A 23155-nucleotide genomic window follows, 5' to 3' on the forward strand; every position below is an offset into this window, starting at 1 on the left:
TGCACATGAGTGCAGAATTGCTGCTTAACGTGACCCCGAGTGAAACTCGTGTGGCCATGATTGAAGGTGGAGTACTACAAGAAATACATATCGAGCGCGAATCGCGTCGTGGCATTGTGGGCAACATTTACAAAGGCAAAGTCAGCCGAGTACTGCCAGGTATGCAAGCGGCTTTCGTCGATATCGGTTTAGATAAAGCGGCGTTTTTACATGCGTCAGATATTGTCCCGCATACCGAATGTGTGGCAGAGAACGAAAAACAGCAGTTTCAAGTCCGTGATATCTCTGAGCTGGTACGTCAGGGGCAAGACATTGTTGTACAAGTGGTCAAAGATCCGCTCGGTACGAAAGGCGCGCGTTTAACGACGGATATCACCTTACCTTCGCGTTATCTTGTTTTTATGCCGGGGGCCAGTCATGTCGGTGTTTCGCAGCGTATTGAGAGTGAGAAAGAGCGCGAGCGTCTGAAAAAAGTGGTGAATCATTACTGTGATGAGCACGGTGGTTTTATCATTCGTACCGCAGCGGAAGGCGCAGATGAAAAAGAGCTTTCTCAAGATGCGGCATTTCTTAAGCGTTTGTGGCTAAAAGTCATGGAGCGTCGTTCAAAATACAAAACGCGTTCAACGCTTTACGGGGAGCTTGGTTTGGCCCAGCGTATTCTGCGTGATTTTGTCGGCACAGAGCTCGATAAAATCATGGTCGACTCCCGCCTCGAATATGAAAACCTGAAAGAATTCACTTCTGAGTATGTACCTGAGTTAACAGACAAGCTTGAGCTTTACGAAGGTGACAAGCCAATCTTTGACATGTACGACACCGAGAATGAAATTCAGCGCTCCTTAGAGCGCAAGGTTGAGCTAAAGTCGGGTGGCTATTTGATCATTGATCAAACTGAAGCTATGACAACTATCGACATCAACACTGGTGCATTTGTTGGTCGTCGTAATCTTGAAGAGACCATCTTTAATACCAACATCGAGGCAACTCAGGCTATTGCTCGTCAGCTGCGTTTGCGCAATCTCGGCGGCATCATCATTATCGACTTTATCGATATGGCGTCTGAAGAGCACCGTCAGCGAGTGCTTACCTCATTGGAAACCGCACTGGCTAAAGATCGAGTAAAAACCAACATCAACGGCTTTACTCAGCTCGGCTTAGTCGAGATGACGCGTAAGCGCACACGAGAAAGTATTGAACATATCTTGTGTTCTGGCTGTCCTACTTGTGAGGGCCGTGGTAGCGTGAAAACGGTTGAAACTGTGTGCTTTGAGATATTACGCGAGATTACTCGTGTAAACCGTGCTTACGACGCCGATAATTTTGTTGTGTACGCATCGCCGTTTGTTGCTGAAGCGCTGTTGGGTGATGAGTCTCATGCATTGGCTGAGCTCGAAGTATTTATTGGCAAGCAAGTGCGAGTTCAGGCTGAGCCCCTGTACATTCAGGAACAGTTTGACGTCGTAATGATGTAATTTGGAACATTTGTGAATTCTGGTGTTAACCGTTTTGGGCGTTTTTGTGCGTGGAGTTTAGTTACTGTACTGGTGTTATTGGCCATATTAGTAACCACACTGCGCGTCACATTGCCACAACTTAACCACTTCCAAGATGAGATCAAAACCTGGGTCAAGCAGGACACAGGTTTTGACTTTTCTATCGCCAACGTCGCAGGGACGTGGCGCAATAATCACCCCTCGATCGCGCTACTCGGTTTAGAAGCGAACCTGCCGAATATTCAGGATGCACGCTTTGCCGTTGAAGAAATCCAAATTGAATTCGATCTCATTCAATCTCTTTTGCAACTCAAACCGGTGGTTGCTGACCTTACCATCCATAACCTTGCTCTGGATATTCACACCGTAGACATTCTGCCGACCTCTAGTCGTCAAGAGCAGGAGCCGAGTGTGGACAAGAGCGAAGTGAAGCTCATCGACCAACTCGACTCACTTCTTTTACGTCAGTTTGAAGACTTCACCATTACCGACTCACGGATTTGGTATAAATCGGTATCTGGTGAGACTCGCCGTTTAGATATCGAGCAGCTCCGTTGGAGCAACCAAGGCAAGCACCACTTAGCAGAAGGCACCGTGAACATTGCCGATGTTCGTCTGAATTCATTGTTAGTGAGCGCTAACTTTAAAGACCATGGTTCGCTGCGTGATGTGTCTGGTGAGTTTTACGTGAGCGCCCAAGATGTCTCAGTGACGCCTTGGTTAACCACTTACATGCAAGAAGAGTCGGGTGCTGAGTCGGGTAAGGTCAGCTTAAACACTTGGCTGACGCTGAAACACAGCCAACCGAATGATGCGTATGTTGAACTGTTGCCTTCTGAGCTGGTGTGGAATGAAAACGGTCGTCATGAGCTGTTTATCGAGTCAGGTATTTTCAACCTTCGACCAGATAAACAAGGTTGGAAAGTAAATGGTCACTCACTTCGGATCCGAACCGACAACACCCCTTGGCCGGAATTAGACGCAGCGTTTGATTGGCAACCGAATGGTTGGACGCTCAACCTTTCTCAACTCGATATCGAAGCACTTATTCCGCTCATCAAATTGGCTCCAGAGTCAGAATCGACCAGTGACCTTATCAACAAATTGGCACCGAAAGGCCGAGTTGAAGATGTTCGCTTGTCCATGAACGGTGGTTTAGACACGTTACGCTACTCCGCGGAACTGGATGAACTTGCGATGACGCAATGGGAACTGCTACCAGGATTCCATCATGTGCAGGGCAGTGTATCTGGTGATTTAGATCAGGCAAAAGCGAAAGTAACCGTCATTGATGATGTATTTCCGTACGGTGATGTATTTCAAGCTCCGCTGAATATCAAACAAGGTGAAGTCGATATTATCTGGCAACAAGATGAGAGTGGCTGGCGCTTGTGGTCTGATAAAGTGACGGCAGCGACACCGGATCTTCAAGTACTAGGAGCATTCCGTCTTGATTTTCCAAAAGAACAAAGCCCATTTTTATCGTTTTATGCTGAGGCGGATCTTTATAACGCAGGTGAAACATGGCGTTACCTGCCGACTCTGGCACTCGGACAAGACTTAACGGATTACCTATCGACTGCGATTCAAGGCGGTAAAGTGAATACGGCTAAGCTGCTGTGGTATGGCGAGTTAGGGGATTTTCCTTACAAAGATCATAATGGCATGTTTCAGGCGTGGGTCGGTTTAAAAGACGCGAAATTTAGCTTTGATACGGCGTGGCCAACCATCACGGATCTGCAGCTGGACTTGCTGTTTGAAAATGATGCCATGTATTTGGATTCAAAGTCCGCCACGCTAAATGGTGTTCATGCCAAGCGTATTACTGGGCGAATCCCTGAGTTGGCGGAAGGTGGACACATTGAGATTGAAGCCAAAGCGAGCGCGCCGGGTAATGAAGTTCGTGACTACATGATGGCGACGCCATTGGTGGACTCGGTCGGGGCAGCGTTGACGGCGCTGCAAGTGAGTGGTCCGGTTTACTCTGAGTTCCAGCTCAACATTCCGTTTGATTTTGAAAAAGAGTCCCGTGCTTGGGGTTATGCCGATTTAACAGAAAACCGTGTCGATATTGAAGCGCCGCCAATGACGCTGGAGAAAGCCACAGGGCGTATCCACTTCGATAATGATGTGGTCACCACATCGGGTTTGTCTGCAGAGTTGCTTACCCAGCCTATCTCCCTCGATTTTCGTGGTGAGAGTGCGGAACAGGGCTACAATGTGACGATTAATACATTAGGGGATTGGGACGTTGAGCCTCTCAAACCTTATGTTGGTGAGCGTTGGTTAAAGCTTGTTTCTGGGCATGCGCCGTGGCAAATGGACATTGACTTACAACTTAATGATGTAGGCTTCACCTATCAACTTGATGTGTTGGCGCAGCTAAATCGTTTAGCGAGTCAATATCCCTATCCGCTAGCGAAACAAGTTGGCGAGTCCGGGCAAGCAAAACTACAGGCATCCGGCAACCAAGAAAGTATTTCAGCAAGACTACAGATACCAAATGCTAAGTATCAAACCGAGATAGATATAACTGGCGACGTACCTGTTCTGACGGCGACTCATTTAATGGTCGGCAAAGGTGGTTTCAGGATCAGCCCTATTGTCGGACACGATGCATCAGTGCGTGTCGCTGAGCTTAATTTAGACCAGTGGGCAGAGCTGGTTCAGGGCTCGGAAGGTAAGCAATCCTCATCTGTTTTGGCAAGCATGAAGACGCCGAGTATTCCATTGCCGACACGGATTGATGTTGAAACGCCAAACTTGCAGCTTGGTGGGATTGAGTTTCATGATGTGGACTTCTCCGCAAGCAAAAAGAATTTGAGCTGGCAACTCGATGTGGACAGTCAAGAGGTTAAAGGTAAGGCTAACTATCTGAAACCGTATGACTTATCGGTCTCTTTGGAGCACTTGCACCTGTATATTCCAGGGTTTGAAGAGATGACCAAAGAGCGTAGCTCGCTCTTTGCCAGTGAGGATCAAAACGCACCTTTGATTACCAATTTTGACCGCCAGTTTCACGCTGAGATGCCAAACTTAACTTTGAACATCGATGATTTCTGGTTGCAAGGTTACAAAGTGGGGAAGGTGAATGTTGATTTACAGCGTCGCGAGAACCGTTTGGAGTGGAAAAATATCACCTTTAGCAGCGGCAAAAACCGTATTGATATGAGCGGTTGGTGGGACCTGACAAAAGAGAATAGCCATTCCAACTTAACCATGAAAATGAAAGGTGATAACAACACTGACCTTATGGAGCGCTTTGGTATCACATCAGGTATTCAGCAGGCACCATTTGAGATCAATGCCAATATGGAATGGGACGGCGCGCCTTGGTCGATGAAGACACAAACCTTGCAAGGGAATGTCTCAACGGAATTTGGTAAAGGCGTGATCAGTGAAGTCAGTGGTGCGGCACGCTTGTTAGGCTTGTTCAGTTTGGATTCTATCATCCGTAAGATGCAGCTCGACTTTACCGACGTATTCGACAAAGGCATGGCGTTTAACTCGATCACAGGCACGGGCAAAATCCAAGATGGCGTATTTATCACCAACGATATCGTGATGGATGCGTTAGCAGGGGAAATGCAGATCCGCGGCATCGCCAATATGAACAGCAGAATGGTCGATGCGGAAGTGAAGTTCACCCCAGACATCACATCAGGCCTACCAATGCTGACCGCGTTTGCAGTAGCACCACAAACCGCGTTGTATGTTTTAGCCATCTCAACAGTGATTTCTCCGGTGGTTGAGGTCTTCACTCAAGTCAATTATGAAGTGAAAGGACCACTAGACTCTCCAACGGTAAAAGAAATTTCTCGAAGTAAAGGTGAATACAAACTACCAGAAAAGCTGCGTGAACAGGCGAAATAACTCACCGACTAAAATGGAATAGGGAGGAAACACATGGAACGTGTTGGCATTATTCAAATGACATCGGGTCCAGATATCACTGCGAATCTGGACTTTATTGAAAAACAGTGTGCTTTGGCGAGTAAGCAAGGTGCCAAGCTTGTCCTTACCCCTGAAAATACGGTGCTGTTTGCCAACCGCGAAGCGTACCATCAGCATGCAGAGCCACTTGGGAGTGGCATGATACAACAGCGGCTCTCTGAAATCGCAAGAAAGAACCAGTTAACACTGATTGTCGGAAGCATGCCCATTCAAACCGCAAAAGGTGTCACGACCACAACACTTGTATTGCCGCCGCACGGTAAATGCATTGCTCACTATGACAAACTGCATATGTTTGATGTCGACGTAGCCGATGGTTATGGTAGTTATCGTGAGTCGGATACGTTTATGGCGGGTAATCAAATTGTAGTGGCGGAAACCGATATCGGCAGCGTTGGATTGAGCATCTGTTACGATCTTCGTTTCCCTGAGCTTTATAAAGTATTACGCCAAGAAGGCGCGGATATCATTGTGGTGCCTGCTGCGTTTACCGCTGTGACGGGGCAAGCTCACTGGGAAGTATTATTGCGAGCTAGAGCGATTGAGACACAATGTTGGATTTTGGCAAGCGGACAAACTGGAACGCATCCATGTGGACGAAAAACATGGGGACACTCGATGGTCGTTGACCCTTGGGGACGTATCCATAAGCAGCTTCAGGATGAAGTAGGCTTGTTAGTGACAGAGATAGATTTGTCACAAAGCCAACAAGTAAGGCAGAATATGCCGCTGACTCAACACAGTCGCTTTCAAAATGAATTGAGACGGAAATAAAAGAGCTAACTATGAGCACAAACCAAATAGAACAGGCACTCCTTGCCCCAAATGGTCTGACAGAACAAGACATTGCTGACACGCTTGCCAGCATTGCGACGCGCCAGATCGATTATGCGGACATTTACTTTCAGTCCAGCTGGCATGAGTCTCTGGTTCTAGAAGACAGCATCATCAAAGATGGCTCTTTTAACATTGATTGTGGTGTTGGTGTCCGCGCCGTAACTGGCGAAAAAACAGGCTTTGCCTACTCTGATCAAATCCAGCCTGAAGGCCTGAAGCAGAGTGCAATGGCGGCGCGCGGTATTGCTCAGCAAGGGCAAAATGGCAAAGTTCATGCGTTTAAACGTACGGAGAACCAAGCGTACTACGCGGCTGTGAATCCACTAGCTGAATGGGAAAAGCAGCAAAAAACAGAATTACTTAAGTCTCTAGATGCTTACATCCGCACTAAAGAACCATTGATTAAAGAAGTCTCGATCAGCATCAGCGGTGTGCATGAGCAGATGCTTGTTGCGGCAACAGACGGTACTTATGCAGGCGATATTCGTCCTTTGGTACGTTTGTCTATTAGCGTGCTCGCTCAAAAAGGTGAACGACGTGAACGAGGTAGCGCTGGTGGCGGTGGCCGTTTTGGTTACGATTTCTTTTTAACGGAAAGCAATGGTGTGAAACAAGCTTTCCATTATGCAGACGAAGCGATTCGCATGGCGTTGGTTAACCTTGAAGCAGAAGCCGCGCCAGCAGGCATGATGCCAGTGGTATTGGGCTCAGGTTGGCCAGGCGTATTGCTACATGAGGCGGTAGGTCATGGCCTAGAAGGTGACTTTAACCGTAAGGAATCTTCGGTTTTCTCTGGCAAAATGGGTCAACAAGTGACGTCTTCACTGTGTACCATTGTTGATGACGGTACATTAAAAGACCTTCGTGGTTCACTCAATGTGGATGATGAAGGGGTGAATGGCCAGTACAACACGCTTATCGAAAATGGTGTGCTGAAAGGTTACATGCAAGACAAGCTAAACGCGCGGTTAATGGGTGTGAACCCAACAGGTAACGGTCGTCGTGAGTCGTATGCACATTTGCCAATGCCTCGTATGACCAACACCTACATGCTTCCAGGTGAACATACGCCAGAAGAAATTATCTCGACGGTCGAGAAAGGGTTGTATGCGCCAAACTTTGGTGGCGGCCAGGTGGACATTACTTCGGGTAAGTTTGTGTTCTCTGCATCCGAAGCATACTTGATTGAAAACGGTAAAATTACGCGCCCTGTTAAAGGTGCGACGTTGATTGGCTCTGGTATCGAAGCAATGCAGCAAGTGTCTATGGTCGGTAACGACCTAAGTATCGACAAGGGCGTTGGCGTATGTGGTAAAGCAGGTCAAAGTGTGCCTGTTGGTGTTGGTCAGCCGACCTTGAAGCTGGACTCACTGACAGTGGGTGGCACTGAGTAACTCAGTCGAATCGTTATAAAAAGAGCGCTCATTAGAGCGCTCTTTTGCTTTGTGAGTCGGTGTCAATTACAGGTTTTCTTCAGCAAATTCCGCCAAGCGGCTACGAACCACTCCGTTGAGGTGAATATTTGCGCTGCCTTCAAAGTTCTTGAAGCGCTCAACCATGTACGTCAACCCTGATGTCACTGGGGTGAGGTAATGAGAGTCAATCTGCGCCAAGTTACCGGAGCAGACGATCTTGGTTCCTTCGCCGCAGCGGGTGATGATGGTTTTGATTTGTGAAGCGGTGAGGTTTTGACACTCATCAAGCAGCACAAACGCATTTTGAATAGAACGGCCACGCATAAAGTTGATCGATTTAAACTGAATATTGGCTTTATCGCAGATGTACTTCAATGAGCCTTCAGTGCAGTGATCGTGTTTATGTAGCGCTTCCAAGGTATCGGTCACCGCCGCTAACCACGGCATCATTTTCTCCTCTTCTGAGCCGGGTAGGAAGCCGATGGATTCACCGATGTCTGGCGTGTTACGCGTCACGATAATTTTATCGAACATGCCTTTTTCAATCGTTTGCTCCAGTGCTGCTGCCATGGCTAATAGCGTTTTACCACTACCAGCGGCACCGGTTAAAATCACCAGGTCAATATCCGGGTCAAGTAAGGCATCCAACGCCATTCCTTGGTAGATATTTTTTGGTGTGATGTCCCAAGCCTTACGGTGCATCATGCGTTCGCGGCTCAGGTCGAGTAGCGTTAATTTGTCTTCATTGATGGTTTCTACGCGGCCAGCAAAGTCGCTGTCTTCATCAATCACATATTGGTTAATAAAGGTTGGTTCAAAAGGTTCACGACTGAGCTTGTGATAGGTTTTTCCGCCCAGCGCATAACTTTCTACTTCCTCAATATCACTCCAGAAGTCCCCCTCACGCAGTTGAAAACCTTTGGTGAGGTATTGAATGTCGTCAATCAGTTGATCGGTTCGGTAGTCTTCAACAAAACGTACGCCAGCGCCTTTGGCGCGCAGACGCATGTTAATGTCTTTCGTGATCAGTACCACTTCACGTGGTGCTCGTTTGTTTTGCAGATAAAGCACCGCATTGAGTATGCGGTTGTCACCGGCTTTGTCGGCGAAGGCTTTGACGGTTTCCTGCAGTTCAAAATCCGCCAAAATGGAAATGGTGCCTTGGTCGGGGCTGTCTTTAGAAACAGGAATACCTTCAGAAATTTCATCGGGCGTTGCTTCTTTAAACAAATCTTCCAAAGCGCGAATAGCCACGCGAGCGTCTCTTGCGACATCGCGTTTGCTGTCTTTGATTCGGTCGAGTTCTTCCAACACGGTCATGGGGATAACGACATCGTGTTCTTGGAAAGAGAAGATGGCAAAGGGTTCATGAAGAAGAATGTTGGTATCAAGTACAAACAGTTTCCGATCGGTATCGCCCATAGCGTCTCCTTGCCGTAATACGGCTCTGCATGCGAGTGGTTAGGTCGTTCTCAAATAGGTGTGAAGCGGCCTAACTCTGATTGCTTGCAATAGAGGTTGTCGGGCTGATGTCGGTTAGTGTGCAACCGAGTAGCAAGACAACTTACTGCAAACCCGTGTTGATCCTAATCGTGTACTAACGCGCTTAAATCATATGCAATGGTTTTAAACGCCCCTCACTAGAAGTATACGTAATATTTACGTTCTACAACTTAATAATTGGCATGAGTATTTTACAATTTGATTGCATTTATAGTTTGGGAAAAAAAGTTTCCGCTTGATGCGGTTTCGGCGTGACCTAAATCACAGCTTCAAGTAAGATTAGCGACCTTTTTCTGCGTATAGGCTACGTCCGATTTATCATGTTGAGCTGGCTTAAAAATACTCAGTTCATACTGGAATGACGAATGCTATCGGCATAGCAGAAGCCAGAATCAGATCTAAACTATTACCCATGCCTACGGGCATGAGTAGACCAACAAGAAACACGAATCAAGAACTAATAACGAGGTAGTCAATTCATGACATTTGCTTTGGGGCAGCGCTGGATTAGCGATACGGAAAGCGATTTAGGTTTAGGTACCGTTGTAGCAATGGATGCTCGTACTGTGACATTGATGTTTGCAGCGTCAGAGGAAAACCGAGTTTACGCACGTAGCGATGCACCTGTTACCCGAGTCACCTTTAACGTTGGTGATGTCATCGACTGCCAAGAAGGTTGGTCTCTAAAAGTTGAAGAAGTACTGGAAGATGAAGGTCTATACACCTATTTCGGTACTCGTGAAGACACGCAAGAAACCGCCGTTGTTCTGCGTGAGATTTTTCTGAGCAACCAAATTCGTTTTAATAAACCTCAAGATAAGTTGTACGCCGGTCAAATCGACCGTATGGACAACTTTGTTCTGCGTTACCGTGCGCTAACCAACCAGTTTGAGCAGCATAAGAGCCCAATGCGTGGCTTGTGTGGTATGCGTGCTGGTTTGATCCCTCATCAGCTTTACATCGCGCACGAAGTTGGCCGTCGCCACGCGCCACGCGTCTTGTTGGCGGATGAAGTTGGTTTGGGTAAAACCATCGAAGCGGGCATGATCATTCACCAGCAAGTGCTGTCTGGCCGTGCAGAACGTATTTTGATTGTGGTGCCTGAAACACTGCAGCATCAATGGCTGGTTGAGATGATGCGTCGTTTCAATCTGCATTTCTCTATCTTTGACGAAGAGCGCTGTATCGAAGCTTTTGCGGATGCAGAAAACCCATTTGATACCCAGCAATACGTGCTGTGTTCTTTAGACTTCCTACGCAAGAGCCGCAAGCGTTTTGAACAAGCACTGGAAGGCGAATGGGACCTATTAGTTGTCGATGAAGCGCATCACCTTGAGTGGAGCCAAGATAAACCGAGCCGTGAATACCAAGTGGTAGAAGGTTTAGCTGAACGTACTCCTGGAGTGTTGTTACTGACGGCAACGCCAGAACAGCTTGGTCGTGAGAGCCACTTTGCTCGTCTGCGTTTGCTGGATCCTGACCGTTTCTACGATTATGAAGCGTTTGTCGAGGAAGAAGAGCAATACGCACCTGTAGCGGATGCGATTACTTCACTTTTCTCTGGTGAAAAACTGCCTGATGAAGCGAAAAACCAGATTACTGAGTTGTTGTCTGAACAAGACGTAGAACCACTTTTCCGCATTATCGAAAGTGAAGCGGACGAAGAAGCGAAAGCGTCTGCGCGCCAAGAGTTGATCGACAACTTGATGGATCGTCACGGTACGGGACGAGTTCTGTTCCGTAACACACGTGCGGCTATCAAAGGGTTCCCTGCGCGTAACGTGCACCTGATGCCAATGGATATTCCACCGCAATACACCACGTCAATGCGTGTTGCTGGGATGATCGGCGGTAAGATGAGTTCGGAAGCACGTGCAATGAAGAACCTTTACCCAGAAGAGATCTTCCAAGAATTTGAAGGCGATGATGCAAGCTGGTGGCAGTTTGACTCGCGCGTGAATTGGTTACTTGAAAAGGTAAAAGAGAAGCGCAGCGAGAAAATTCTGGTGATTGCCTCTCGTGCAAGTACGGCTCTACAATTGGAGCAAGCACTGCGTGAGCGTGAAGGCATTCGTGCGACCGTCTTCCATGAAGGTATGTCGATCCTTGAGCGTGACAAAGCAGCCGCGTACTTTGCGCAAGAAGAAGGTGGTGCACAGGTTCTTATCTGTAGTGAAATCGGCTCTGAAGGCCGTAACTTCCAGTTTGCCAACCAATTAGTCATGTTTGACTTGCCGTTCAACCCTGACTTGCTTGAGCAACGTATCGGTCGTTTGGACCGTATCGGCCAGAACCGCGACATCGACATTCATATTCCTTACCTGAAAGGTACCTCGCAAGCCATTCTTGCTCGCTGGTTTGATGAAGGTTTAAACGCTTTTGCAGAAACTTGCCCAACAGGCCGTGCCGTTTACGATAAGTACTCTGATGATCTGATTGAAATCCTTGCTTCTGGTGATACCAGCACGCTAGATGAGATCATTGAAGCGTCCGCAAAAATGAATAAAGAGCTGAAATCCCAATTGGAGCAAGGCCGTGATCGCCTATTAGAAATGCATTCAAATGGCGGGGAAAAAGCACAACAAATCGTTGAGAAAATTGAATCAACCGACGGCGATACCAATCTGGTCACCTTCGCACTTTCTCTATTTGACACGATTGGCTTGAATCAAGACGACAAAGGTGAAAACGCACTGATTGTGACCCCATCTGAGCACATGATGGTACCAAGCTACCCAGGCCTGCCATACGAAGGGGCGACGATCACGTTTGATCGTGATACGGCTTTATCTCGTGAAGATATGCACTTTATCAGTTGGGAGCACCCAATGATCCAGGGTGGTATCGATCTTTTGATGAGTGAAGGGGTGGGGACGTCTGCGGTATCTCTACTGAAAAACAAAGCGTTACCAGTCGGGACCATTCTTCTTGAGTTGATTTACGCGGTAGATGCGCAAGCGCCAAAACGCAGTGGCATCGCGCGCTTCTTACCGAAAACGCCAATCCGTTTGATGATGGACTCGCGTGGTAATGATTTGTCTGCTCAAGTGGAATTTGAAAGCTTTAACCGCCAGCTCAGCCCTGTAAATCGCCACTTAGGCAGCAAGTTGGTCACGTCGGTACAGAAAGACGTACACCGCTTAATCGAAGCGGGGGATAGTCTTATCGAAGCGAAGGTTGAGGAAGTACGCAAACAAGCTCATCAAGATATGCAGCATAGCCTGAATGCGGAGCTTGAGCGCCTGCAAGCACTTAAAGCGGTGAACCCAAATATTCGTGACGAAGAAATTGAAGCTATCGATGCACAAATTAAAGAGCTCACTGGTTACATCAACCAAGCTCAAGTGCAGCTCGACTCGCTACGTTTGATTGTGGTAAGCCACAACTAAGTAAGTTTTTATTGCTCATTAAAAAAGGTCTTCAGTTGAAGACCTTTTTCTTTATTTGCGGTTTAGTTTCTTTATGCGGAATGCATTAATCACTGATAGCTACCTCATTTACATCAACCACTTCCACCAGATAAACACAGCCAAGAAGCCAAACAAGTAAATCAGGCCTGCAATCGACAACCACTTCAATTTAGGTCCAACAGCCAAAGTTTCAGGTAACTCGGTTTTGCTCACTAATGTGTAATTTAGCAGAGCAAAGAATGGCGTGGTCATAAAGGCGAGGATCATCGCAAAGTTCAGCATAGGCAATAACGCAGAAGCCCAGAAAACCACAATACCTAATGCAAGTAAGGCGACCACCAGCATGATCGCTGACGTGGCTTTAGGGTTAGTGTCTGGTTGTGAGCGCAGTAGACGTTGAGAGTCAGAAATAACGCGTGAGTAGCCATCAATAACGGTAATCGTGCTGCCAAAGATACAGAAAAACGCAATTACCGCGATTAAGTAACGAGACCATTCGCCAATTGTTGCCGCATATAAGCCAACTAATTGATGGGAGAAGCCAACGCCTGAGCTTTCAAGTGCAACGCCAGAGCCATAGAGCATCAAAGAACCTAACGATACAAAGATAATGGCAAGAAAAGCCGTGCCAATGTAACCGACATTAAAGTCAAATAGAGCAGAGCGATACGTTACTTCTTGCTGGCTTGATTGGCGTTTTAACCACGCAGAGGTCAAGCAGGAGATCTCTATCGGTGCTGGCATCCAGCCCATTGTTACGACGATAAAGCCAATTGCCGCAATAGACCAAGGTGACGGTGGCTCGAAGTTGGCCACTTGCTCAACAGGGTTACCAAAGGCGATAGAAACGGCAAGTAAAGTCGCGATGGTTAACACCGACATGATCACCTTAGATAGCGTATCGAGCGCTTTGTAATGGCCAGCAAATAATATGATCAGGCAGGTGACAATCACAATGATACTGAGTGATGCCATTGATAGTGAAAACGGAATGAAGTAGCCCAGCAAGCTAGCACTAAACATCAACAAAGCGGCGGTATTGATTACGGCTGAGACCACGCTCAGAAATAGAAATAGCCATAGATAAGGCCGACCTAATTTCGCGTAGCCCTCAACCAAGGTGAGCCCTGTCCCCATGGTGTACTGTACGCCCGCTCGGAAAAAAGGGTATTTAAACAGGTTTACGAGCAGAATCAGTGCAGCCAATTGCCAGCCATAAATCGCACCAGCTTTGGTTGATGCGACGAGGTGAGAGCCACCCACCGCAGCAGATGCCATTAATATGCCGGGGCCTAGCGAACGAAAAAATAAGGAAAGTTTGGATTGGGGTTTATCTATAACGGCGGAGTCCATTGCTTATTGTCCTTTTTATCTTATGTATCTTTCTAAAGAGATACATACCGCAGTGCATGACAAGCTGAGCGCTCGCCCTATACTGCGCAACGGTAATGTCTTTTAAATGCTGTGTTTTGATGTCTTTATTTTAAGTATTCTTTGCGAATATCATGCTGTGTGCATCTAGCACTCTATTCAGTTATGCGTCTTGTTGTCAAACTAAATTTACAACGTGCTATTTTTATTTTTTATGCTAAAGGATTGACTTTGTTTTATTGGTTTGAACTTTTCTTCAGAACCCTGCATCTGGGTGCTATTTGGGTATATAATCGCGGCGTTTTTATTTTGTAGAGATCTCCCATGGCAATGCTTGAATATACCCCTCCCACCGACCCTTGGGTCGATATCGTTTTTGAGGATGACGACATTCTGGCAGTGAATAAGCCATCAGGATTGCTGTCTGTTCCTGGTCGCCTTGCAGAGCATTACGACAGCATGTGGAGCCGCCTCAAGGAAGTGCATCCAGAAATCCAAGTAGTGCATCGCTTGGATATGTCGACATCAGGGTTGATGCTGCTGGCGAAAAACAAACCTTCGGAGCGAGCATTAAAAAAGCAGTTCCAATATCGTCTCACCCACAAGGTGTATTACGCACGTGTTTGGGGGCATGTCGAGCCGCAAGAAGGGAATATTGACCTTCCATTAATTTGTGATTGGCCAAATCGTCCGCGACAAAAAGTATGCTTCGACGACGGCAAGCCATCTCAAACTTTATTCCAAGTGGTGAAGCGTGAAGTGCATCCAGATGGCACCCATACGACCGTTGTGCGGTTACTCCCCATTACTGGTCGATCGCATCAGTTGCGCGTGCATTTGATGGCGATTGGTCATGCGATTATTGGTGATGAGTTTTATGCAACTGAAGAGGCGTATCAGTTTTCAGAGCGTTTAGAGTTGCACGCTGCGGAGCTAAGTTTTTATCACCCAGCTACGGATCAGCTGAGTAGTATTTTTGTACCTTGTGACTTTTATCCTGAAGCCGAGGCGGCGATCTTTAACTATTTTTCGCCAGAACGTACATTGCCTGATTATAAAACGTTGCCACACCCTTAATGCCAACCGCAGTCAACAACGGTTCTTTCTAGTTCGCTATTTCGTTACTGTGGTTGATGTATCCTGCCTTTCAGCCGTGAATAAGGAGTTGTTATGTCTTTGCCGACCATCGTATTTTTGGACCGAGCGACCATCCCAGAACATATTAAGATCCCACGACCTAGCTTTCAGCACCACTGGCGTGAGTACGACTTAACCGCGCCAGAGCAGGTAATAGAAAGGTTAGCAGATGCAGATATCGTGATTAGCAATAAAGTCCTGCTTGACCAAAATGTATTAGAGCAACTACCACAATTGCGGATGATCGCGGTTGCCGCAACTGGTTTTAACAACGTCGATGTGGACTACTGTGCTAAGCATGATATTGCGGTTGCCAATGTACGTGGTTACGCGACGCGTTCGGTACCTGAGCACGTGATGGCGATGCTGTTTGCTTTACGCCGAAATTTATTTGGTTACCATCAAGATATTGCTGCTGGCGAATGGCAGCGTAATAAGCAGTTTTGCTTTTTTACGCACCCAATCGGGGATATAGGTGGTAGCACGCTAGGTGTTATTGGCAGCGGCGCTTTAGGGCAAGCGACAGCACAGTTAGCTGATGCGCTAGGCATGCAGGTGATCTTTGCTGAGCGTAAAGGTGCATCAGAATGTCGAACTGGTTACGTACCGTTTGAGGAAGTGTTGAAACGTTCTGATGCGTTGACTTTGCACTGTCCGCTCAACAAGCATACTCAGAATTTGATTGGTCAAGCAGAGTTGCAACAAATGAAGCCCAACGCCATTCTAATTAATACGGGGCGTGGAGGCTTGGTGAATGAGGACGCGCTGGTGGATGCCCTAAAACAGGGAGAAATCGCTGCGGCTGGTTTTGATGTTTTTACACAAGAACCAGCTGATGAGAGCAATCCGCTGATTGCCAATATGGGTTTACCTAATTTGTTACTTACACCGCATGTTGCATGGGGCAGCGACTCATCGATTCAACGTTTAGTGGAAATCTTGATTGAGAACATTAACGCTTTCGAGCGCGGAGAGCGTATTAATCGCTTGGTGTAACGCTGACATTTAAGTAAAAGATAAAAAAGCAGACATCATGTCTGCTTTTTTCGTTAATTGAATGCTCGTTGGAATCGAACCGTCTAATTAAAACTCTTCTTCGTTCAGACCTTTTAGGATCTGGAAGATTTCGCGGTACGCTTTTGCTGGTTTCCCAGCCTTTTTCTCTTTCGCTGCTTGGCGAGCCAATTGGCGTAGACGCTGACGATCCGCCTCTGGGTACATTTCCATTACGTCATCAATGGCTTTGTCGCCTTCTTCTACCACGCGATCACGCAGAGCTTCAAGCTTGTGGAATACCGCCGTTAATTGAGAGTGCTTGTTACGAATCTTATCCAATGCCGCTTGGATTGGCTCTGGATCTTCATAACGCATCAACTTACCAATACGTTGTAATTGGCGACGACGTGCTTCGTTTTTAAAGCGTTGTGCGTCTGCAATTGCTTCTCGCAGGTCTTCGCTCAATGGAAACTTTTCTAGAACTGCAGGTTTGAGGCCGACAAGCTCCTCACCTAGCTTTTGCAGTTCTTCCATGTCTCGCTTCATCTCGGATTTGCTTACCCAGATGATCTCTTCTTCTGGTTCCCATGGCGCTTTTTGATTCTTACGTGCCATTTCAGTTGCCTGTGTTTTGATTAATATTATGACTATTTTAACAAGAATCGTGGGGAGAAAGCGAAATTCTTGTTATCCTATTGTTCATCAAAGACAAGATGTGAAAGACAATGGATATTAAACAGCAGGTTGCTGAGCAACGTACCGAGCTAGAGCAAGCCGTCGCAAGAGCCTTAAAGCTTGCATCGGCAAAATCTGACGCCGCCGAAGTCGCAATTACCAAAAGCACTGGTTTAAGTGTATCTACTCGCATGGGCGAGGTAGAAAATGTCGAGTTCAACAGCGATGGTGCGCTGGGCATTACCGTTTACCGAGGTCAACGTAAAGGCAGTGCTTCCACGTCTGATTTAAGTGAAGCTGCTATCGAGCAAACCGTTATTGCGGCGCTGGATATTGCGCATTACACATCTGAAGATCCATTTGCAGGGCCCGCAGCCAAAGAATACATGGTGCAAGAGATCCCTGAGCTTGATCTTTTCCACCCAGACGCCCCTGATCCCGATTATGCTGCCGATGTGGCGATCGCCGCTGAAAAAGAAGCGTTAAGTTATAACAGTGCAATCAAGCAAAGTGATGGCGCGAGTTATGATAGCCACTACGGTGTAAAAGTGTATGGTAACAGCCATGGCTTATTAGCAAGCTATGCGTCTAGCCGCCACAGTACCAGCTGTTGTGTGATTGGCGTTGGTCAAAATGGCGAAATGGAGCGTGATTACAGCTACACAGTGGCACGTCATCGCGATGACTTATGGACACCAGAAACAGTGGGTCGTAAGGCGGCAGAGAATACGATTAACCGCTTAGATGCGCAGCGCTTAAAGACCGGTAAATACCCAATCATGTTTGCCGCTGATGTTGCAACTGGCTTGATTGGCCATCTCGTTATGGCGATCAGTGGTGGTAACCTGTACCGAAAATCTTCTTTCTTACTTGACCATCTAGGCAAACAAGTGCTTCCTGAATGGTTCAATATCTCAGAACGTCCGCATGTATTGCGTGGTTTGGCATCAAGTCCATTCGATAGTGAAGGTGTGTACACTCAAGACCGTGAGATCATTACCGACGGTGTGCTAGCAACTTATCTGTTAACCAGTTATGCCGCACGTAAAATGAAGATGACGCCGACAGGTCACGCTGGTGGGATTCATAACTGGTACGTGAAGTCGACAGGCCAAAACTTCGAACAAATGCTTAAAGAGCTCGGTACTGGTCTTCTAGTGACAGAAGTCATGGGACAAGGTGTGAACGTGGTAACGGGTGATTACTCTCGCGGTGCTGCAGGCTTTTGGGTTGAGAACGGCGAAATCCAATACCCAGTATCGGAAATTACCATCGCTGGTAATCTAAAAGACATGTTCAATAAGATTGTTGCCGTAGGTAGCGACGTTGAAACGCGCTCGCAAATTCAAACGGGTTCAATCTTACTGGATGCGATGAAAGTGGCGGGTGAGTAAGCTTTCCTAATTCAGAATTAAAAAAGCCTGATGTGTTCATCAGGCTTTTTAGTTTTTGCAGCTAGGTAATCAGTATTGTGGCAAGCCCTAAGAATACTGATAAACCAATTACATCCGTTACGGTCGTTAACGCCATACCACCAGCTAAAGCTGGGTCGATGTTCATTTTCTTTAAGAGGATTGGAATCGTTACTCCGGCAACCCCAGCGACCAATAAGTTGGTCAGCATCGCTGCGGAAATGATTCCCCCTAGCATCCAGTTACCTTTCCAAGCGACAACAATGCCGCCAATAATCAGCGCCCACATGATGCCGTTGAGTAAACCGATCGAGGCTTCTTTCATCAACAGTTCTCGTTTGTTCGAGTCACCGATATGACCAAGAGCAAGACCACGAATTACTAGTGCGACGGTTTGGTTACCAGCGACACCACCCATGGAAGGAACAATCGTCATCAATACGGCAATGGCAGCCATCTGGTCTAGCGTGGCTTCAAACATGTTAGAAACAGAAGCGGCAGCGAGTGCGGCCAACACGTTAGCCCCAAGCCAGATACTACGTTTGCGAGCTGATTTTACAACGGGTGCGAAGGTATCTTCGTCATCGTCCATACCTGCCATACTCATCATCGAGTGCTCGGCATCTTCACGGATAACGTCAACTACGTCATCGATAGTGATACGGCCAACGAGATGCTGATTCTCGTCTACGACAGGAGCAGAGACCCAGTTACGACGTTCGAACAGACTAGCAACATCTGAATCACTGGTATCGACAGTGATCGCTTCGTCAGCATCTTCCATGATGTCGATAATTTTGACATCAGGCTGGGTCGTGATCAGCAGAGTAATGGGTAGTTCACCAATCAGTTTGCTTTCTTCATCAATGACATAAAGTGCATCCGTTGCTTCTGGTAGTTCACCTTTCATACGCAGATAACGTAAAACCACATCCACATCTACGTCACCACGAATCGTGATAACGTCGGTGTTCATCAGTCCACCTGCAGTGTCCTCTGGGTAGGACAGGGCGGTTTCGACACGCAGACGGTCAGAGGAGTCCATTTGCGACAGGACTTCGCGTGACAGATTGTCTGGCAAGCTACGCAGTACATAAGCTACGTCATCGGTATCCATGCCTTCTGTCGCTTCTGCAAGCGCTTCTGGTGCCATTTTGGATACGAGACTATCTTTGACGTCTTCGTTCAGTTCGTCGAGGATTTCACCGTAGTCTTCAGGGTCGGTGAGTTGCCAGAGAACTTCACGGCTTTTTCGTGGAGAGGCTTCTAAAAGGTGAGCGATATCCTCAGGTTCCATGTCCTGTAACTGACGACGAACATGGACGAAGCGGCCATTTTCTAGCGCTTCTGTGACTTCTTGGAGGGCTTGGTGAGCTTGGTCGAATTCAATTTGCTCTGCCATTCATTCCTCCCAATTCCTGATATTTACAATGCGTTGAATAATAACTTAATTCTAGGCGCCTTTTAATAACAACTTATGATACTAAGCAAATTTATTTATTGGCGCAGTCAGGGGAAGGGGAGTGAGAGGTAATAAAAAAGCGAGTAAATTACTCGCCTTCATCAAATTTATCTTCGATTAAGTGGCAAACGGCATCCAGTGCTTCTTCTGCTTGCTCACCCGCAGCGTGGATTGTGACGTACTGTCCTTGAGCAGACTCAAGCATTAATAAACCCATTACGCTGTCTGCTGTGGCGGTTTTGTCTTCTTCATTGTCGATAGTGATGACCGCTTCAAAGCTCTGGGCCAGTTCGACCAGTTTGACGGCTGCGCGAGCATGTAAGCCAAGGCGATTTTGAATCAATACTTTACGACTTAACTCCACAGCTACTCCTTAGTGTTTTTCTCTAGTGAGGTATGGCGAATTTGCACTTGGTGTCCTTTATTGGCGAAGTACTCACCTATTTGCTGAGTTAAGTACACCGAACGGTGTTTACCACCGGTACAACCTATTGCAACGGTCAAATAGCTGCGGTTGTTTTTCTCGAGCAGAGGTAACCAATTCTCTATAAAGTTTTCAATTTGGTATTTCAAACTTAACACCGATTGGTGCTGCTCCAAAAATGCGGCGATAGGGGCATCCAAACCCGTAAGTGGGCGCAACGCTGGTTCCCAATGTGGGTTGGGCAAGAAGCGAACGTCGAATACGTAATCGGCATCGGAAGGCAGGCCATATTTGAAGCCAAAAGACTCAAATACCATAACAAGCCCTTTGCGATCTCTGCCTTCAACACGCATACGCACGGTTTCACTCAACTCATGCAAAGATTGTCCGCTGCTGTTCAGTACAAGATCGGCATGCGCTTTAAGTGGTGTTAAAATTTCTTTCTCACGCTCGATGGCTTGGTCAAGGGAGAGAGAGGTGCCACCTAAAGATAAAGGGTGGATTCGGCGTGTTTCGCTGTAGCGTTTGAGTAGCGTTTCCTTATTGGCGTCCAAGAAAAGCACGGTCACATCAAGCTCTGTTTTCAACTGCTCCAGTGTACCAGTCAGTTCTTTTAGCTTTTTAGGGATATTGCGAATATCAATGCTTACCGCAACATTCTGCTTGCTGTCAGCAACAGAGTGAACAAATGCGTCCAGCAAATTCACTGGGAGGTTATCAACACAGTAATAACCTAAGTCTTCCAGTACGCGCAGCGCAATACTCTTACCGGCACCTGAGTGCCCGCTAACCACGATTAGTCGCATGATGTCCGTCCTGCTTATTGGTGAATCATGATGTCGTAAAGTTCTTCATCACTCTGAGCATTGCGCAGTAGTTTCAATACTTGCTTATCGCTCAGACGTTCTGCCATAGAGGATAGAGTCTTGAGGTGCTCTTTGCACTGTTCTTCTGGTACAAGGAGCGCAAAAAGAAGGTCGACAGGTCGATTATCAATCGCATCGAATTCAATTGCTTCATCACATTGCAGCAAGACAGCAATAGCCTTGTCGCTCGATTGCATTCTAGCGTGTGGGATCGCAATACCGTTTCCAATACCAGTACTGCCCATTTTCTCTCTGTTGAGCATGCACTCGAACAGTTCGGTAGAATCTTGGCCCGTTTGATCAGCCACGATGCGGCTGATCATTTCAAGGGCGCGTTTTTTACTCGTGCAGTGGACCGCACTCTTGGTGCAGTCCAATGACAGTATTTCGCTCAGTTGCATGATTAATGACTGTTTAGTTTTTCTTTGTGCTTATTGAGTTGGCGAACCAATTTATCTACCAGCGAATCGATCGCGGCATACATATTTTCGTCATCAGCTGATGCGTGGATTTCGCCTTGATTTATATGAAGCGTAGCTTCCGCGATTTGAGTGATTTTTTCAACTTTTAGTACAACATGTACTTGATTGATATGGTCGAAGAACCTTTCGAGCTTCTGAAACTTAGAATTTACATAGTCTTGCATTGAATCGGTAAGATCAACGTGATGGCCTTGAATATTGATTTGCATAGACTTTCCTTTTCAGTTAGTGCCTTATAATAGGCGTTTACGCTGACTTGAAGGGGCAATTCCCAAGGATTCTCGATATTTGGCTATCGTACGTCTCGCGACCTGAATCCCTTGGTCAGCCAGAAGAGCAGCAATCTTGCTATCACTCAATGGCTTAGCAGTATTCTCTGCTGCGACCAGTTTTTTAATGAGTGCGCGAATTGCTGTTGACGAACATTCTCCGCCGTTGTCAGTACTAACATGGCTAGAGAAGAAGTACTTCAATTCAAAAATGCCACGTGGTGTATGCATAAATTTTTGTGTTGTTACACGAGAAATCGTGGATTCATGCATGTCCACTGCCAAGGCAACATCATTTAGTACCATTGGCTTCATGGCCTCCTCACCATACTCGAAGAAATCTTGTTGATGTTCAACAATACATCTTGCAACTTTGAGTAGCGTCTCGTTTCTACTCTCTAAGCTCTTAATTAACCATTTTGCCTCTTGCAAATTGCTGCGGATGTACTGGCTATCCGCGCTATTGCCTTTGCCTAATTGAGCATATTGTTGATTTACTTTTAATTTTGGAACGCTATCTGGGTTGATAGAAACGGTCCATTTGCCGTTGTCTTTAAAAACGGACACATCTGGAATTACGTACTCGGTATCATCCGGTGTGATACGACTACCGGGACGAGGATCTAACTGCTGGATAAGTTTGAGGACTTCACGGAGATCGGCTTCTTTCAGCTTAGTCTCTTTGATGACGAGCTTGTAATCACGGTTCCCCAGGTGATCAATATGATCCGCAAGAATCATTTTGGCTTCAGCAAGCCACGGTGTGTCTTCTGGGAAAGTCGCTAGCTGTAGCAGTAGGCACTCTTGTAAGTTGCGCGATGCCACACCGAGCGGATCGAACTGCTGAATACGTTTACGAACAGCTTCTACTTCGTCTAACTCAATCTCTTCGTTATCGAAGCTCTCATGAATTTCTTCAGGCGATAGGGTTAGGTAACCGTAGTCGTCAACAGCGTCAATAATCGCTAATGCAATCGTACGATCGGTTTCACTGAATGGTGTCAGGTCAAGTTGCCACATTAGGTAGTCATGCAATGATTCCGTGGTTTCGCCTTGGTAGACGGGCATATCATCGTCAAGAGCTAAACCAGTGCTACCGGTATTCGCGCTGTAGACGTCATCCCAAGTGGTATCGATTTCAAGTTCAGAGCTGATCTCTGACTTCTCAATTACGTCTGAACTGTCTGGAACGTCGATGTCTGCTGGTTCGTTAGCACTGTTGCTATCAGCAGCCTCGACCGCTGATTTATCTTCACCGTTTGCTAGAGGCTCATCTTGGCCTTCTTCAACTTCCAATAATGGGTTTGAATCCAAGGCTTCTTGGATTTCCTGTTGAAGATCGAGTGTCGACAGTTGCAGTAAGCGAATCGCTTGTTGCAACTGTGGCGTCATGGCTAACTGTTGACCTAGCTTGAGTTGTAATGAAGGTTTCATTCAGTGTTACTT

General features: G+C 46.8%; 17 protein-coding genes. 8 read left to right on the forward strand and 9 right to left on the reverse strand.

The genetic code is table 11. The annotated features are described in order from the left end of the window. The first annotated feature begins 5 nt into the window (after positions 1-5). The 4 genes from rng to tldD are packed head-to-tail and all read left to right on the forward strand — an operon-like array spanning position 6 to position 7681. Positions 6-1475, forward strand: coding sequence for a ribonuclease G (gene rng, locus MTR11_RS17330; protein ID WP_005381138.1), 1470 nt, complete (start codon positions 6-8; stop codon positions 1473-1475). A 12-nt stretch (positions 1476-1487) separates the two neighbouring features. Next, positions 1488-5369 carry a YhdP family protein gene (locus MTR11_RS17335; RefSeq protein ID WP_243328134.1) on the forward strand — a complete coding sequence of 1294 codons (3882 nt, stop codon included), beginning with the start codon at positions 1488-1490 and terminating at the stop codon, positions 5367-5369. A gap of 33 nt (positions 5370-5402) precedes the next feature. Next, on the forward strand, positions 5403-6224 hold the full coding sequence (locus MTR11_RS17340) for a carbon-nitrogen hydrolase family protein (RefSeq protein ID WP_104969835.1): 822 nt from the start codon (positions 5403-5405) through the stop codon (positions 6222-6224). 11 nt (positions 6225-6235) lie between these two features. Beyond that, complete coding sequence (tldD, locus tag MTR11_RS17345) at positions 6236-7681, forward strand: metalloprotease TldD (RefSeq protein WP_047009150.1); 1446 nt, start codon at positions 6236-6238, stop codon at positions 7679-7681. Positions 7682-7747: 66 nt separating this feature from the next. Here the strand turns inward: tldD and MTR11_RS17350 are convergent, their stop codons facing one another. Next, complete coding sequence (locus tag MTR11_RS17350; RefSeq protein ID WP_006742346.1) at positions 7748-9124, reverse strand: PhoH family protein; 1377 nt, start codon at positions 9122-9124, stop codon at positions 7748-7750. 560 nt (positions 9125-9684) lie between these two features. Between MTR11_RS17350 and rapA the strand changes: the two genes are divergently transcribed. Continuing rightward, positions 9685-12594 carry an RNA polymerase-associated protein RapA gene (gene rapA / locus MTR11_RS17355; protein WP_243328135.1) on the forward strand — a complete coding sequence of 970 codons (2910 nt, stop codon included), beginning with the start codon at positions 9685-9687 and terminating at the stop codon, positions 12592-12594. Positions 12595-12702: 108 nt separating this feature from the next. Here the strand turns inward: rapA and MTR11_RS17360 are convergent, their stop codons facing one another. Further along, a complete protein-coding gene (locus MTR11_RS17360; RefSeq protein WP_243328136.1) occupies positions 12703-13968 on the reverse strand; it encodes an NRAMP family divalent metal transporter in 1266 nt (421 codons plus the stop codon). 342 nt (positions 13969-14310) lie between these two features. Between MTR11_RS17360 and MTR11_RS17365 the strand changes: the two genes are divergently transcribed. Both MTR11_RS17365 and MTR11_RS17370 read left to right on the forward strand, forming a co-directional pair. Further along, complete coding sequence (locus MTR11_RS17365; RefSeq protein ID WP_243328137.1) at positions 14311-15063, forward strand: pseudouridine synthase; 753 nt, start codon at positions 14311-14313, stop codon at positions 15061-15063. Between the two features lie 93 nt (positions 15064-15156). Continuing rightward, entirely contained in the window at positions 15157-16119 is a 963-nt protein-coding gene (locus tag MTR11_RS17370; RefSeq protein WP_243328138.1) for a D-2-hydroxyacid dehydrogenase, read from the forward strand. A gap of 87 nt (positions 16120-16206) precedes the next feature. Here MTR11_RS17370 and yjgA read toward each other — a convergent pair whose 3' ends face one another. Continuing rightward, a complete protein-coding gene (gene yjgA / locus MTR11_RS17375) occupies positions 16207-16734 on the reverse strand; it encodes a ribosome biogenesis factor YjgA (RefSeq protein ID WP_005396253.1) in 528 nt (175 codons plus the stop codon). 110 nt (positions 16735-16844) lie between these two features. Between yjgA and pmbA the strand changes: the two genes are divergently transcribed. Further along, positions 16845-18188, forward strand: coding sequence for a metalloprotease PmbA (gene pmbA, locus MTR11_RS17380; RefSeq protein ID WP_243328139.1), 1344 nt, complete (start codon positions 16845-16847; stop codon positions 18186-18188). 61 nt (positions 18189-18249) lie between these two features. Here the strand turns inward: pmbA and mgtE are convergent, their stop codons facing one another. The 6 genes from mgtE to MTR11_RS17410 form a co-directional block, all read right to left on the reverse strand. Then, positions 18250-19608 (reverse strand): magnesium transporter, encoded by a 1359-nt coding sequence (gene mgtE / locus MTR11_RS17385; RefSeq protein WP_005396251.1) that lies wholly within the window; start codon positions 19606-19608, stop codon positions 18250-18252. Positions 19609-19756: 148 nt separating this feature from the next. Beyond that, positions 19757-20032, reverse strand: coding sequence for an HPr family phosphocarrier protein (locus MTR11_RS17390; protein WP_005396244.1), 276 nt, complete (start codon positions 20030-20032; stop codon positions 19757-19759). 2 nt (positions 20033-20034) lie between these two features. Continuing rightward, on the reverse strand, positions 20035-20898 hold the full coding sequence (gene rapZ / locus MTR11_RS17395) for an RNase adapter RapZ (protein WP_006742353.1): 864 nt from the start codon (positions 20896-20898) through the stop codon (positions 20035-20037). A 14-nt stretch (positions 20899-20912) separates the two neighbouring features. Further along, positions 20913-21359 carry a PTS IIA-like nitrogen regulatory protein PtsN gene (gene ptsN / locus MTR11_RS17400; RefSeq protein WP_005381116.1) on the reverse strand — a complete coding sequence of 149 codons (447 nt, stop codon included), beginning with the start codon at positions 21357-21359 and terminating at the stop codon, positions 20913-20915. Between the two features lie 2 nt (positions 21360-21361). After that, the gene (hpf, locus tag MTR11_RS17405) at positions 21362-21649 is read right to left on the reverse strand and encodes a ribosome hibernation promoting factor (RefSeq protein WP_005381114.1); all 288 of its coding nucleotides are present in this window, start codon (positions 21647-21649) and stop codon (positions 21362-21364) included. 24 nt (positions 21650-21673) lie between these two features. After that, positions 21674-23143, reverse strand: coding sequence for an RNA polymerase factor sigma-54 (locus MTR11_RS17410; protein ID WP_005396241.1), 1470 nt, complete (start codon positions 23141-23143; stop codon positions 21674-21676). Positions 23144-23155 lie beyond the last annotated feature (12 nt).

The organism is Vibrio sp. CCB-PB317 (assembly GCF_022808245.1).
Taxonomy (GTDB): domain Bacteria; phylum Pseudomonadota; class Gammaproteobacteria; order Enterobacterales; family Vibrionaceae; genus Vibrio; species Vibrio diabolicus.